We start from the raw sequence: 13292 nt of genomic DNA on the forward strand, positions 1-13292 counted from the left end.
GTGTGCTATTGTAGCTGGTCTTAATCGGGAGCAGGAACAGAGTTTCTCCCGGACAAACATTTGAGGAAAGTCAAAACGTCATGACGCGCATGAAATATCTGGTGGCAGCGGCCACGTTGAGCCTGGCTTTGGTGGGCTGCTCCGGTTCAAATGAACAGGTCCCTGACAATCCGCCGAATGAAATCTATGCGACTGCACAACAAAAGTTGCAGGACGGTAACTGGAAACAGGCGATAACGCAACTGGAAGCGTTGGATAATCGCTATCCATTTGGTCCGTATTCGCAGCAGGTACAGTTAGATCTCATCTATGCATACTATAAAAATGCCGATCTGCCGCTGGCTCAGGCAACCATCGATCGTTTCATGCGTCTGAACCCGACTCATCCTAACATCGACTATGTGATGTACATGCGCGGCCTCACCAACATGGCGCTGGACGACAGTGCGCTGCAGGGCTTCTTCGGCGTGGATCGTTCCGACCGTGACCCGCAGCATGCGCGTGATGCCTTCAATGACTTCTCCAAGCTGGTGCGCGGCTATCCGAACAGCCAGTACGTGACCGACGCCACCAAGCGTCTGGTGTTCCTGAAAGATCGTCTGGCGAAATATGAATACTCCGTGGCGGAATACTATACCCGCCGTGGCGCATGGGTTGCCGTGGTTAACCGCGTAGAAGGTATGCTGCGTGATTATCCGGATACTCAGGCAACGCGCGACGGCCTGAAGCTGATGGAAAATGCTTACCGTCAGATGCAGATGACCGCTCAGGCGGAAAAAGTGGCGAAAATCATCGCCGCGAACAGCAGCAACACCTGATCTTGCCTCAATGCAAAACGGCAGCCCAAAGGCTGCCGTTTTTTTATTCATTTTAGCGCGTCGCCGAAGCGCGTTAGCCTCAACACATCCAGTCAACTATGGCCCCAATTTTTGCCTTCGACAAGGTAAATCTCGCCTCTTCCTGCCCTGCCTCACAAAAAAGATTCCCTGACAAAAACCGACAAAATAACGTGATCTAAATCACACATTTTGACATTGGGTCGGGTATGCTGGAATCACCAAGACGGAAAGACAAGAGGTAAAATTTATGACAATGAACATTACCAGTAAACAAATGGAAATTACTCCGGCAATCCGCCAGCACGTCGCAGACCGTCTCGCCAAACTGGATAAATGGCAAACTCATTTGATTAATCCACATATCATCCTGTCCAAGGAGCCGCAGGGTTTCATCGCTGACGCAACTATCAATACTCCAAACGGCCATCTGGTCGCCAGCGCAAAACACGAGGATATGTACACCGCTATTAACGATTTGATCAACAAGCTGGAACGGCAGCTCAATAAAGTGCAACACAAAGGTGAAGCCCGTCGCGCCGCAACATCGGTGAAAGACGCCAGCTTCGCGGAAGAAGTTGAAGAAGAGTAATCCTTTAAATTGAGTGTACCGCCAACGCGCCTTCGGGCGCGTTTTTTGTTTTTTATTGACAGGGTGAAAACAGTACGGGTACTTTAACGGTATCAATCACAGGATGACTTTATGAAACTTACGCCGTTCTTCTTCGCATTCTTTTTTACCTTCCCCTGACTGGGAGGCGTTTCGTCGTGTGATAAAGAATGCGAAGACGAACAACAAGGCCTCCCACAGCGGGAGGCCTTTTTTATTGATAACGATAAAATGAGACAGGCAACACTATGACACCGGAAAACCCGTTACTGGATCTGCGCGTAAAAATCAGCGCGCTGGACGAGAAATTACTGGCGCTGCTGGCCGAACGCCGCGCGCTCGCCGTCGAAGTGGGCAAAGCCAAGCTGGACTCCCATCGCCCGGTCCGCGATATCGACCGCGAGCGCGATTTACTGGAGCGTCTGATCCAGCTCGGTAAAGCGCATCACCTCGATGCCCACTACATCACCCGGTTGTTCCAGCTCATCATCGAAGACTCCGTCCTCACCCAGCAAGCGTTACTCCAGCAGCATCTGAATAAAACCAATCCGCACTCTGCGCGTATCGCCTTCCTCGGGCCGAAGGGCTCTTATTCTCACCTGGCCGCACGTCAGTATGCCGCACGCCATTTTGAAGAGTTTATCGAAAGCGGCTGCGCGAAGTTTGCCGACATATTTAATCAGGTTGAGACCGGCCAGGCGGATTACGCCGTGGTGCCGATTGAGAACACCAGCTCCGGCGCCATCAACGACGTCTACGATTTGCTGCAGCACACCAGCCTGTCGCTGGTTGGCGAGCTGACGATCCCTATCGATCACTGCGTGCTGGTCTCCGGCTCCACCGACCTGAGCAAGATCGAGACGGTCTACAGTCATCCCCAACCGTTCCAGCAGTGCAGCCAGTTCCTGAACCGCTATCCGAACTGGAAAATTGAGTACACCGAAAGCACCTCGGCGGCGATGGAAAAAGTGGCGCAGGCTAACTCCCCAACCGTCGCTGCGCTCGGCAGTGAAGCGGGTGGCGCGCTGTATGGTTTACAGGTGCTGGAACGCAATCTGGCAAACCAGACGCAAAACATTACCCGCTTCGTCGTGCTGGCCCGCAAGGCAATCAATGTGTCAGACCAGGTGCCAGCCAAAACCACGCTGCTGATGGCCACCGGCCAACAGGCCGGTGCGCTGGTTGAAGCCCTGCTGGTGCTGCGTAACCACAATCTGATCATGACCAGGCTGGAATCACGCCCAATCCACGGCAACCCGTGGGAAGAGATGTTCTACCTCGATATCCAGGCCAACCTCGAGTCTGCTTCCATGCAGAAGGCCCTGCGCGAACTGGGCGAGATCACCCGTTCCATGAAGGTGCTGGGCTGCTATCCGAGCGAGAACGTGGTCCCGGTTGACCCGGCTTAACGTTCGATAAAGCAGCTTTTCTTCATCCCTGCCACGTTAACGGGCAGGGTGAAGATAGCGCCGGAAAGCGGATACTTCGCCACCTCCTCCGCATCCATATTTTCCCGCGTGGTGGTAATAAACAGCGTTTTCATGTCATCGCCGCCAAAACAGACCATCGTCGGGCAACGTACCGGCATGCGGTATTCTTCCAGTTGCTCCCCTTGCGGAGAAAAACGCGCAATACGCCAGCCGTCAAACAGCGCGCTCCAGTAGCAGCCTTCCACATCCATGGCCGCGCCGTCCGGTATCCCTTCGCCCTCTTTAAACTGACGAAACACCTCACGCCTGCCGGGTTCGCCCAGCTCATCAAGCGGCGTGCGGTAAATAACGCCGTTTGGCGTATCTGAAGTAAACATCCATTGATTATCCGGACTAAACGCTAAGCCGTTGTGTCCGTGAATATCGCATTGGATCACTTTCGGCGTCAGGTCGTTGTCGATGCGCATCAGCAGGGCACCGTTGTAATCTCCCGGCCCCCAAAACGTGCCCGCATAGAACCGCCCCAGAGAATCAGTGCCGCCGTCGTTAAAACGTGCGAGCTGTGGGTTAGAAGGGTTATCACACACCTTGCGGCGCAGCAGGCCGTGTTTGTCGGTCAGCCAGATACCCGTTCTCATCGCAACGATAAAACCACCCTGCTCGCGCAGCGCGAAACACCCCACCTCCTCATGGAAAGAGAGCACGGTGTGTTCTGCCGTCGGCAGATGGTAGCGGTGGATCTCCCCTTCCAGAATATCGGCCCAGTAGAGCGCGTGCTCTTCTGCGCTCCACGTCGGGCATTCAGGCAGATGCCCGGTGTAATTCAACAGCAGCTGCGGTTCGGCCATGACAGTTCCCCAAAATAAAAAAAGCCAGCATTGCTGGCTTTCAGTATATACATCATCGCATTACTGGCGACTGTCATTTGCCTGGCGCAACAGCGTCCGGCTCTCACTCTGGAAGCGCTGCGCGTAATCGCCAAACCAGTGCTCGACCTTGCGGAAGCTATCGATAAACGCCTGCTTGTCTCCGTGCTCCAGCAGCGTAATGGCTTCACCAAAGCGCTGATAGTAGCGCTTGATGAGCGCCAGGTTGTTCTCGGAGGACATAATAATGTCCGCGTAAAGCTGCGGATCCTGAGCAAACAGGCGCCCGACCATCGCCAGCTCCAGACGATAGATAGGTGAAGAGAGTGCCAGCAGCTGTTCAAGCTGCACGTTCTCTTCCGCCAGATGCAGACCGTAGGCAAACGTCGCAAAGTGGCGCAGCGCCTGAATGAACGCCATGTTCTGATCGTGCTCAACCGCGCTGATGCGGTGCAGTCGCGCACCCCATACCTGAATCTGTTCCAGGAACCACTGATAGGCTTCCGGCTGACGACCGTCGCAGTAAACCACCACCTGCTTTGCCAGGCTGCCGCTGTCCGGGCCAAACATCGGATGCAGACCCAGCACAGGACCGGTATGCGCCGCCAGCATGGCCTGCAGCGGACCATTTTTGACGGAGGCCAGATCCACCAGGATGCAGTCTTTCGGTAAAGGAGGCAGCTTTTCGATGATCTGCTCCGTCACGTGGATCGGCACGCTGACGATAACCATCCCGGCATCTTTCATGAGTTCCGGAGCATGCGCCCAGTCCTCTTTTTCCAGAATGCGCACCTGATAGCCAGAAAGCGTCAGCATTTTTTCAAACAGACGCCCCATCTGCCCTGCACCGCCGACAATCACCACCGGACGTAACGACGGACAAAGGGTTTTGAAGCCCTTGTCGTTTTCGCTGGAATAGGATTCCCGCATCACGCGACGCAGAACATCCTCAATCAGGTCTGGCGATACGCCCAGCGCCTGCGCCTCTTTACGGCGGGAGGCCAGCATAGAGGCTTCGCGCTCCGGGACGTAAATCGGCAGGCCGTATTTGCTTTTCACCTCACCCACTTCGGCAACCAGCGCCATGCGGCGCGCCAGCAGGTCCAGCAGCGCCTTATCCACTTCATCAATTTGATCGCGCAGTGCGGTCAATTCAGCAACCATAACTAACCTCTTAAGCCAGACGCGTCGCCAGCTGGCCGTTCAAATCTTTGTGGATCTCACGCAGCAGCGCATCGGTCGTCTCCCAGCTGATGCAGGCATCCGTCACGGAGACGCCGTGCTTCATTGCACTGCGCGGTTGTTCAGATGATTGATTGCCTTCATGAATATTGCTCTCAATCATCAGACCGATAATCGAACGGTTGCCATCTTTGATCTGTGCGACCACGGACTCCGCAACCGCAGGCTGGCGACGGTAATCTTTATTCGAATTACCATGACTGCAATCTACCATCAGTGCCGGGCGCAGTCCCGCCTGCTCCATCTCTTTTTCACACTGCGCCACGTCCGCCGGGCTGTAGTTAGGTGCTTTCCCGCCGCGCAGGATCACATGCCCGTCCGGGTTGCCCTGCGTTTGCAGAAGGCATACCTGGCCCGCCTGGTTGATACCGACGAAACGGTGCGGCATGGCGGCAGCGCGCATAGCGTTGATCGCCGTCGCCAGGCTGCCATCGGTACCGTTTTTAAAGCCAACCGGCATCGACAGGCCAGAGGCCATCTCGCGGTGGGTTTGCGATTCTGTAGTACGCGCGCCAATCGCCGACCAGCTGAACAGATCGCCCAGGTACTGCGGGCTGTTCGGGTCCAGCGCCTCGGTTGCCAGCGGCAGCCCCATGCTGACCAACTCCACCAGCAGGCGACGCGCAATCTTCAGGCCTGCTTCCACATCAAACGAGCCATCCATGTGCGGATCGTTAATCAACCCTTTCCAGCCAACGGTTGTACGTGGCTTCTCAAAATAGACGCGCATCACCAGATAGAGGCTATCGCTGACCTCCTCCGCTAATGCTTTAAATCGACGAGCGTACTCAATGGCGGTTTCAGGATCGTGAATGGAGCAAGGACCGCATACCACCAGCAGGCGCGGATCGCGGCCGGCGATAATGTCAGAAATGGTCTGGCGAGAGTGCTCGATCTGAGCCTCCTGCGCGACGCTCAGCGGAAACGCCGCTTTCAGTTGATCCGGAGTGATTAAAACCTGTTCGTCAGTGATATGTACGTTGTTCAGCGCGTCTTTTTGCATGATGGCGATCCTGTAAAGCTCGTTTGCGATAGTTGTTTTCCTCAATGAGGTGAAACCACGATACCATAAAAAGTAAACATTTCAATCCAAAATACGTACACATTAGTTTACACAAGCCAATTTATTGCAAAAATTAGCCGATAAAAACGTAAACTTTAAATTACAGACGATTTTTCTTTAGCCAGGCTATGCTGAAGAAAAAAGGAGAATGGCTATGCGTTCAATTGCTCTCGCGCTGTTGTCGCTGTTTTTAACGGGCTGTCAGATCAATCCTTATACCTTCCAGCCCGACTGGACCAGCCCATCCTGGTTTGATGCCGGTAAAGAAGACGCCATGAATGGCCTGCCGGTTAAAGATAACCAGGCCCTGGCCGATAGTTTTAACGACACACACGTTGATCGTAGCGAATATCTTCGCGGCTATGCTGATGGTCAGAAGAAAGTCTGCGAAGAAGGTTTTATTCATGCCTGGGGATTAGCAGGCAAATCTTTCCCAGCCAGCTGCGATACTGCCGAAAACGCGGCAAAACTGCGTGCGTCATGGCAGAAAGGGATGGATGAAAGTATGCGTTCCAGCAGACTGAATTAAGGCTATTTTTATCCACCGGAAAATAAACAACAGTAAGATTTAGCTTAGGTCAGCCTAAGGCTATTTCTGACATAATGACGGCTCTGATAAACAATGGTATTCTGCCCGCAACTCTTAAGGACATCTATTTCCGGAGCGATGTGGCGGATTCTGGTGAGAAAATTATTCTTGATCTCTTTTTTCCGACTCACTCTGGTGTTAATGCTGTTCCTTATGGTGGGCCCTGCGGCGGCAGGCACGCTTACGGAAACGGATAAATCGGTACGCTCCATTGTCTCAGGCATTGTGAGCTATACGCGATGGCCGTCACTTTCCGGTCAGCCTAAACTCTGCGTCTACGCCACTTCTCACTATACGCATGCCCTCAGCGGCGATGTGGGCCATAGCGAGTTACCCTATACTCCCGTTATTGTACGTAACGATCGGGAAGCCCTGGCCGCAACGTGCGATGCGATTTATTTCGGGTCTGAATCACCGGCAAAACAACTTGAATTAATAAGTCAATATCAGGGCAGAGCATTGCTATTAATCTCAGAGCAAAATCCGGAATGTGTAATTGGCAGTGCCTTTTGCCTGATAATCGATCGCGGCCAGGTTCGGTTCTCCGTTAACTTGGATGCATTGACGCGCAGTGGCGTAAGAGTCAATCCGGATGTATTAATGCTTGCACGGAATAAGCAGCATGGATAAAGATTTCACTTCAACGCCGCGTCCGACGTTTAAAAGAACATTGAGGCGAAACAGCATGATAAGCGTCATCATCACGATGACGTTAATATGGCTGTTGCTCTGTTTTGCTTCCGTCGTAACCTTAAAACAATACGCGCAAAAGAATCTCGAATTAACCGGCGCCACAATGAGCCACAGCCTGGAAGCCTCTCTGGTGTTCAACGACTCGCTCGCGGCCAACGAAACGCTGGCCGCCCTCGGCAAACAGGGCCAGTTTGCGCAGGCCGAGGTTATCAACGCGCATAAAAATCGGTTTGCCTACTGGTCCTGGAACCCGGAAGATAACAACGACACGCTGGGCGCGCTGGTCAGCCGCTGGCTTTTCCCCGTACCGGTTGCGCAGCCCATTATGCATAACGGCTTAACGATCGGCGAAATTCGCCTTACCGCGCGTGACAGCCTGATTAGTCATTTCATCTGGACGTCGTTTGCCGTTCTGACCGGCTGCATTCTTTTTGCTACCGCCGTCGCGCTCGCCATTACCCAGTCTTTGCATCACGGCATGGTCACGGCCCTGCAAAACATTACCGACGTGGTGCATGACGTTCGTACTAACCGCAATTTCTCCCGTCGGGTGAAAGACGGGCGTATTGAAGAATTTCACCAGTTTGGTGAAGACTTCAATAGCCTTCTGGATGAGATGGAAGAGTGGCAGCTGAAACTCCAGGCGAAAAACGCTCAGCTGTTGCGTACCGCCATGCACGACCCGCTCACCGGTCTTGCCAACCGCGCTGCGTTTCGTAACAGCATTGCGGCCTTAATGAACGACCCGTCTGCCAAAACGAACTCGGCCCTGCTCTTCCTCGACGGTGATAATTTTAAGTTTATTAACGACACCTGGGGACACGCGGCGGGAGACTGCGTGCTGATTGAAGTCGCCAGCAGGATGATGGAGTTTGGCGACAAACGTCATCAGTCATACCGCCTTGGCGGTGACGAATTCGCCATGGTGCTTTACGGCGTGCACTCTGAGCTTGAGGTTCAACACATTTGTGCTGCGCTTTCGCAGCAGTTTATCCGTCCGTTTGATCTTCATAACGGACAAAAAACATCGATGTCACTCAGCATTGGCTTTGCTCTGGCGTGGGAAAATGCTTCCGTGGAAGCATTACTGGAGAGGGCTGACCGCAACATGTACCAGGTGAAAAACCAGCGTACGAAAACAACAAGTTAGAAAGGATACACTATGTTAAAACGTTACTTCGCGCCGATAGTTCTGGCCTCACTGGTTCTGGCAGGCTGTCAGTCGCCGCCGAAAGGTAAATTTACTCCTGAGCAAATTTCGGCGATGAAGTCTTACGGTTTTAACGAACTGAACGGTGACTGGTCACTTGGCATGTCGGACACCATCCTGTTTGATAAAAATGACGCCAGACTGCGCCCGGAAAGTGAAACGCAGATCCAGTCCATGGCCTCTCGCCTGGCGGAAACCGGCCTGAACCACGCGCGAATGGACGGTCACACGGATAATTACGGTGAAGAAAGCTACAACGAAGCGCTGTCGTTAAAACGCGCCAATGCCGTGGCCGATGCCTGGGCGAAGGGGGCAAATATCCCGCGCAGCAATCTCACCACGCGGGGATTAGGTCAAAAATACCCGGTTGCGAGCAACAGTACCCCGAAAGGGCGCGCTGAAAACCGCCGCGTCGCAGTGGTTATCAGCACACCATAGGGTTATTTAGCGGATGATTCGGCGAGCGTCACCCTGGTTGCCGCTCGCCAGCGCAGCCAGTCCACCAGAACAAACAGCGCCAGACTCACGCCCATGACCGGCAAGGCCAGCCCCAGCAATACGCTGATTATCACCGTTCCCCCTCTTGCCCATCCCGACAGCGCCAGCCAGCTCTGGCAAAGCGTCTGCAGCGGATCCACGGCCGATTGCGCCGGCCGACGCATCCACCACATCCGGTATCCCCAGATAATGAGCACGCACAGTGCGAGGCCGAACGCCACGAGCAGAAGCTGATTCACCAGCCCGAATAAGATCCCCATATGGAAATCCACGCCCCAGCGGGTCAGTTTTGCCATTAGTGGGAAATCCTCGAAACGAGTTCTGTCCAGGACCTGCATCGTAGAAGGATCAACCGCAACGGCGTCCACCTGGGTCGGCCAGCTGCGATCGATTTCCGTCACGGTCCAGGCGCGATCCGCCGTTTTCGCCGGGCGGATCTCCAGCCTGTTGGCATCAATTCCCGCGTTACGCGCCGCGCTTAACACCCCATCAAACCGCGTCAAATCCATCGCCACCGGCATCATCATTCCACCGTGATGACCACGGTGTTCGGCGTGCTCATCCACGATCTCCTGTTGGCCGGAAAGCGTCGTGTTCACCTGCGGGGTGAGCCAGTTCATCCCGGCACGCAGCTTATCAACGTTCCCGCCAGCCCACTGGGACCAGGTCAGGCCGGTTGCCGAGAACAACAGCATTCCCCCCAGCAGACTCCAGCCCAGCGTCACGTGCACGCGACGTCGGTTCTGGAAGCGATTGTTGATCCGCCGTTTTGGTCGGGTATAAAACCACAGAGCAATTCCCCCCAGCGCGGCAACCCACATCCAGGAGGCAGCCAGTTCGCTATACAGTCGACCGACGTCGCCCAGCATCAGGGACGTATGCAGGTAATCAATGGTCTGACGCAGCGGTAAAATCCCGCTGGTGCCGTATACCGTCATATCTCCCAGCACCGCCAGGCTTACCGGATCAATAAAAATAGCCCGGTTCTCCGATGGCCCGAGCGCCGGGTCAGCAAACATCACGCGGGTGGTTTCCCCTTCAGCCAGCCCCGGACGCACGGCGTGCAAACGCACATCTGATCCAACGGTTTTTTCCGCCACGGCGATTTGCTCCGCCAGCGGCTGCGGCTCGCCCACGGATTTTGTGTGGAGCGCGTGCCGGTAGAGCGCATTCTCCAGCTGCGGGGTCGCCACATACAGCGTCCCGGTCAGCGCGGCAAAGAAGATAAACGGGCCGACAAACAGCCCAACGTAGAAATGGAGGCGACGCAGCAGGTTTCCCCATGCCGCGCGCGGAGTGCAGGTAGTCATACTTTTCCTTTTTAAGGCAGTAAGTTATCGATTTATTTTTAAAGGGAAAAAGCAGACTGCCGCGGCGGCGCGCGGGTATCAGGGTAAAGCCAGGGGAAAAAGTGCCAGTGGCTGACCGCCTGGCGCGGCGGCTTAACGCGAAGCCTCTGCAGCACCACGCTGAGCAGAACGATCAGCGCCAGCATCACGCCAGGGACGTGCGCTAACAACACACAGTAACCGCACGCTTCCGCATGATCGACAGGCATCGTGTGCGGCATATCGTTGTGATGCTCATCCATCGACATCATGCTCACGTCATGATGCATGCCCGGCATCGTGCTCATGGGATCTTTCTGCAGCGAGACGGAGATAAGCGGTGCCACCACGATCAGCAGGATCGCAAACAGCGCGGTCAATGCCGCTGCGCGTTTCCGGTTAGGCTGATGCAGTACGTTATCCACGTCCCCTCCACTCAAGAGGCAAGCATTGTAAATGATTTATGACAAAAGGGTTAACGCGAGAGGTGCGCAGGGATAAAAAAAGGGCCAGCCTTTCGGCTAGCCCTTTCTAACAGGATGTCGCTTAAGCGAATCTTAGTTCAGACGCTCCTATTTACACCCCTATCAAAACAACAACTTACCATATAAAACAACTAGTTAAGTTAATTTTTAGTGCAGTGAATTGTAGTGTTATGCAACCTCTGCCGCCATATTGTCGCCAACATACAACGAAAGAGGATTGAGAGAAACGGCTTGCTCTAAATGGTCGGGAGCAAAGTGCGCATATCTCATTGTTTCGCGAATGTTGGAATGCCCGAGGATTTTCTGCAGTACCAGTATGTTTCCGCCGTTCATCATAAAGTGCGCGCCAAAGGTATGACGCAGTACATGAGTCTTCTGTCCTTCCGTCAGCTCGATATTTGTGAGCTTAAGCATCTTTTTAAATTCCTGATAGCAGGGTTTAAACATTCTGCCCTGACGTTCTGCTAACTCGTCATACAACCATTTAGGAATGGGAACGGTGCGATTCTTCTTACCTTTGGTTTTTGTGAAAGTCAGTTTGCAGGGTGCGAGCTGTGGCCGCGTCAATCTCTCGGCTTCACCCCATCTTGCGCCGGTAGCAAGACAGATTTTGACAATCATCGTTAGATCCTCTTTACCGTATTGCTCGCAGGCTCGAAACAGCTCAGGGATTTGAGAAAGAGTTAGCCAGGACATTTCTTTCTCAGCTTCTTTGAATACGCGCACCCCTTCCAGTGGGTTGGGTAAACTCCACTCCCCTAACCGCCTCAGCTCATTGAAAACAGCTATAAGATATTGCTGCTCACGATTCACAGTAATGGGTTTTGCGATCCATTTAGCCGGGTCTTTGTGATATCCGTTATCTATTTCACCACGGAGTCGACGGTCGCGGTAATGAGCCCAATCTTTAGCGGTAAAACGGGATGCAATTGGGTCGCCCAAACCGTTACACACAATTTGAAGCTTTGCTAACCGCGACTTACTGGCGACTAAAGCCTGCCCGTGCAGGTTATGCCAGAGTTGAATCAACTCGCTTAGGCGTCGGCGGTCTTCTTTTTTGCCGAGCCAAGGCTTATCCTCACTTTCATTCTTCGTAAATGTTTCGAATGCCTCGGCCTCACCTTTTGTATTGAAATGCCGACGTATACGCCGCCCTTCTCGACCATTTGGATAGAGTTCACATAACCATTTGCCATTTTTTTGCTTACTTACAGTCATGAGTTCACCGAGGCAATTCTAATTATTCACAAAGCGCTGTTGCTGCATCCATTACCGGATCCAAAGGTATTTTTACGCCTTTGTAATGTGGGCTATCTTTCCAAACAGAATCAATATCACTCCCCTCAAGCTTTCCAGACTTTACGCCATCAATGGCCAGGCCGTTCAATGGATAGCGGTCATCTGTTGCTTTGTCGTAAACAAAAGCATATCGACCATTCACACAAGACACCGACGCTTTTTCAAAAGTCAGTGGCCAGTCTTCACCAAACTTAGCCCCATCTAAATCCTGTGATTTTTCGGCGGATGAAGCGCCAAAAGAAATAGTCAGAAATAAAGCTAAAAAAAGTTTATGTTTCATAAATTCCCTTAAACGTGTTTTTCCAAAGTAAGCACTACAGCTCCGGCAGTAGTAATATCTGAAATATTGCATTCAAATTCAGCAGACTTATTAGACAACCTGACTTTCCCGCCGGGCAGACGAATAACATCAAAAACATCAAGAGCGCCGTCGATATCAATTAACCAACGCCCATTACTTATGTTTGAAGCCGAACGGTCGACAAGCCAAGAGGAGCCCACACCTTCAACGAAAATCAATTCATCTGAGTCAGGCGGTATCATCGAGGGGTCTGGATACCATGCGCCAGCGTCCTTAAGCTCGCCAGATTCAAGGCGTGATTTTTTAACTGAATAATTTGATATGGCCACTTCCTTGTTAGCGCGCATTTGCCCTTTGCCGGTTGCTAACCACTCCAGCGAAACACCGGTATCAAGAGCACAAGTAACAACTACATCGCCGGGGAAAAAATCACGCCGTACCCACGTGCTAATCGTTCCTGATGATATACCGAGTAGATCACCAAGCTCTTTTTGCATAGAGAAACCATAAGCATCAAGGATTCGTCTCAGAACAGGTTTACCACCTGAAGCCATAACCTCTTCATACAGCTCTTTACCCTTGAGGGTAGCATGTGGTGAGTTTGCTTTTGCAAGTTCACCCGTTACTAACCATCCAATATCTGCGCCCGTTTCGATAGCACATTCAACAAACACATTGCCCGGCACGCTATCTCTGGCAAGCCAACTGCTTATGTTATTGGCATAAATCCCAAGTTTTTCGCCAAGCTCCTTTTGCGAGCTAAGTCCATAAGCCGAAAGGATTCTTTCGATAGCTGGTGCTGCCCCGTCTCCAAATTTAGCCATGTCTCGCCACCAAAATTA

16 protein-coding genes and 1 other annotated feature are annotated in these 13292 nt (G+C 52.9%); of the genes, 8 read left to right on the forward strand and 8 right to left on the reverse strand.

What is annotated here, in order from left to right; genetic code table 11:
* The first annotated feature begins 80 nt into the window (after window positions 1–80).
* From bamD to pheA, 4 genes are all read left to right on the forward strand, one after another.
* Window positions 81–818 (forward strand): outer membrane protein assembly factor BamD, encoded by a 738-nt coding sequence (gene bamD / locus L370_RS20675; RefSeq protein ID WP_023308867.1) that lies wholly within the window; start codon window positions 81–83, stop codon window positions 816–818.
* A 268-nt stretch (window positions 819–1086) separates the two neighbouring features.
* Window positions 1087–1428 (forward strand): ribosome-associated translation inhibitor RaiA, encoded by a 342-nt coding sequence (raiA, locus tag L370_RS20670; RefSeq protein ID WP_003863162.1) that lies wholly within the window; start codon window positions 1087–1089, stop codon window positions 1426–1428.
* Window positions 1429–1538: 110 nt separating this feature from the next.
* Window positions 1539–1664: a sequence feature (Phe leader region), on the forward strand.
* Window positions 1540–1587, forward strand: a complete 48-nt coding sequence (gene pheL / locus L370_RS23325) for a pheA operon leader peptide PheL (RefSeq protein ID WP_100249759.1) — start codon at window positions 1540–1542, stop codon at window positions 1585–1587. (Overlaps the previous feature by 48 nt.)
* Before the next feature lie 30 nt (window positions 1665–1694).
* Window positions 1695–2855 (forward strand): bifunctional chorismate mutase/prephenate dehydratase, encoded by a 1161-nt coding sequence (gene pheA / locus L370_RS20665; protein ID WP_023333073.1) that lies wholly within the window; start codon window positions 1695–1697, stop codon window positions 2853–2855.
* Here pheA and L370_RS20660 read toward each other — a convergent pair.
* From L370_RS20660 to aroF, 3 genes are read right to left on the reverse strand one after another with little or no spacing between them, the layout of a single operon-like run.
* Window positions 2852–3724, reverse strand: a complete 873-nt coding sequence (locus tag L370_RS20660) for an SMP-30/gluconolactonase/LRE family protein (RefSeq protein WP_023333074.1) — start codon at window positions 3722–3724, stop codon at window positions 2852–2854. The two genes, pheA and L370_RS20660, sit on opposite strands and share 4 nt — an antisense overlap.
* A gap of 60 nt (window positions 3725–3784) precedes the next feature.
* On the reverse strand, window positions 3785–4906 hold the full coding sequence (gene tyrA / locus L370_RS20655; protein WP_023333075.1) for a bifunctional chorismate mutase/prephenate dehydrogenase: 1122 nt from the start codon (window positions 4904–4906) through the stop codon (window positions 3785–3787).
* A gap of 10 nt (window positions 4907–4916) precedes the next feature.
* Window positions 4917–5987, reverse strand: coding sequence for a 3-deoxy-7-phosphoheptulonate synthase AroF (gene aroF, locus L370_RS20650; RefSeq protein WP_023333076.1), 1071 nt, complete (start codon window positions 5985–5987; stop codon window positions 4917–4919).
* 214 nt (window positions 5988–6201) lie between these two features.
* Here aroF and L370_RS20645 point away from each other — a divergent pair, with 214 nt between their 5' ends.
* The 4 genes from L370_RS20645 to L370_RS20630 all read left to right on the forward strand — a co-directional run bounded on the left by L370_RS20645 (window position 6202) and on the right by L370_RS20630 (window position 8977).
* On the forward strand, window positions 6202–6576 hold the full coding sequence (locus tag L370_RS20645) for a DUF2799 domain-containing protein (protein WP_023333077.1): 375 nt from the start codon (window positions 6202–6204) through the stop codon (window positions 6574–6576).
* A 138-nt stretch (window positions 6577–6714) separates the two neighbouring features.
* Window positions 6715–7266, forward strand: a complete 552-nt coding sequence (locus L370_RS20640) for a regulatory sequestration protein YfiR (protein WP_055726125.1) — start codon at window positions 6715–6717, stop codon at window positions 7264–7266.
* Window positions 7259–8479: a diguanylate cyclase DgcN/YfiN gene (gene dgcN / locus L370_RS20635; protein ID WP_032640980.1), complete on the forward strand. Its 1221-nt coding sequence runs from the start codon at window positions 7259–7261 to the stop codon at window positions 8477–8479. Before L370_RS20640 ends, dgcN begins: the two co-directional genes overlap by 8 nt.
* Before the next feature lie 12 nt (window positions 8480–8491).
* The gene (locus tag L370_RS20630; protein WP_023333080.1) at window positions 8492–8977 is read left to right on the forward strand and encodes an OmpA family protein; all 486 of its coding nucleotides are present in this window, start codon (window positions 8492–8494) and stop codon (window positions 8975–8977) included.
* A gap of 2 nt (window positions 8978–8979) precedes the next feature.
* Here the strand turns inward: L370_RS20630 and L370_RS20625 are convergent, their stop codons facing one another.
* From L370_RS20625 to L370_RS20610, 5 genes are all read right to left on the reverse strand, one after another.
* Complete coding sequence (locus L370_RS20625; protein ID WP_023333081.1) at window positions 8980–10347, reverse strand: PepSY-associated TM helix domain-containing protein; 1368 nt, start codon at window positions 10345–10347, stop codon at window positions 8980–8982.
* Between the two features lie 38 nt (window positions 10348–10385).
* Window positions 10386–10790, reverse strand: coding sequence for a DUF2946 domain-containing protein (locus tag L370_RS20620; protein ID WP_023333082.1), 405 nt, complete (start codon window positions 10788–10790; stop codon window positions 10386–10388).
* Window positions 10791–11018: 228 nt separating this feature from the next.
* On the reverse strand, window positions 11019–12068 hold the full coding sequence (locus L370_RS0121690; RefSeq protein ID WP_032666494.1) for a site-specific integrase: 1050 nt from the start codon (window positions 12066–12068) through the stop codon (window positions 11019–11021).
* A 22-nt stretch (window positions 12069–12090) separates the two neighbouring features.
* Entirely contained in the window at window positions 12091–12429 is a 339-nt protein-coding gene (locus tag L370_RS20615; RefSeq protein WP_023333084.1) for a DUF2511 domain-containing protein, read from the reverse strand.
* A gap of 8 nt (window positions 12430–12437) precedes the next feature.
* Complete coding sequence (locus L370_RS20610; RefSeq protein WP_023333085.1) at window positions 12438–13274, reverse strand: phage repressor protein CI; 837 nt, start codon at window positions 13272–13274, stop codon at window positions 12438–12440.
* Between the last annotated feature and the right edge of the window lie 18 nt (window positions 13275–13292).

Source organism: Enterobacter sp. MGH 24 (assembly GCF_000493015.1).
GTDB lineage: Bacteria > Pseudomonadota > Gammaproteobacteria > Enterobacterales > Enterobacteriaceae > Enterobacter.

What these genes read in the sequence shown, in the direction of transcription:
- L370_RS20630 (WP_023333080.1), top strand. Translation starts at nt 8,492, where the DNA reads ATGTTAAAACGTTACTTCGCGCCGATAGTTCTGGCCTCACTGGTTCTG.
- raiA (WP_003863162.1), top strand. Translation starts at nt 1,087, where the DNA reads ATGACAATGAACATTACCAGTAAACAAATGGAAATTACTCCGGCAATC.
- aroF (WP_023333076.1), bottom strand. Translation starts at nt 5,987, where the DNA reads ATGCAAAAAGACGCGCTGAACAACGTACATATCACTGACGAACAGGTT.
- pheA (WP_023333073.1), top strand. Translation starts at nt 1,695, where the DNA reads ATGACACCGGAAAACCCGTTACTGGATCTGCGCGTAAAAATCAGCGCG.
- bamD (WP_023308867.1), top strand. Translation starts at nt 81, where the DNA reads ATGACGCGCATGAAATATCTGGTGGCAGCGGCCACGTTGAGCCTGGCT.
- L370_RS20660 (WP_023333074.1), bottom strand. Translation starts at nt 3,724, where the DNA reads ATGGCCGAACCGCAGCTGCTGTTGAATTACACCGGGCATCTGCCTGAA.
- L370_RS20625 (WP_023333081.1), bottom strand. Translation starts at nt 10,347, where the DNA reads ATGACTACCTGCACTCCGCGCGCGGCATGGGGAAACCTGCTGCGTCGC.
- dgcN (WP_032640980.1), top strand. Translation starts at nt 7,259, where the DNA reads ATGGATAAAGATTTCACTTCAACGCCGCGTCCGACGTTTAAAAGAACA.
- L370_RS20645 (WP_023333077.1), top strand. Translation starts at nt 6,202, where the DNA reads ATGCGTTCAATTGCTCTCGCGCTGTTGTCGCTGTTTTTAACGGGCTGT.
- tyrA (WP_023333075.1), bottom strand. Translation starts at nt 4,906, where the DNA reads ATGGTTGCTGAATTGACCGCACTGCGCGATCAAATTGATGAAGTGGAT.
- L370_RS20610 (WP_023333085.1), bottom strand. Translation starts at nt 13,274, where the DNA reads ATGGCTAAATTTGGAGACGGGGCAGCACCAGCTATCGAAAGAATCCTT.
- L370_RS20615 (WP_023333084.1), bottom strand. Translation starts at nt 12,429, where the DNA reads ATGAAACATAAACTTTTTTTAGCTTTATTTCTGACTATTTCTTTTGGC.
- L370_RS0121690 (WP_032666494.1), bottom strand. Translation starts at nt 12,068, where the DNA reads ATGACTGTAAGTAAGCAAAAAAATGGCAAATGGTTATGTGAACTCTAT.
- L370_RS20640 (WP_055726125.1), top strand. Translation starts at nt 6,715, where the DNA reads ATGTGGCGGATTCTGGTGAGAAAATTATTCTTGATCTCTTTTTTCCGA.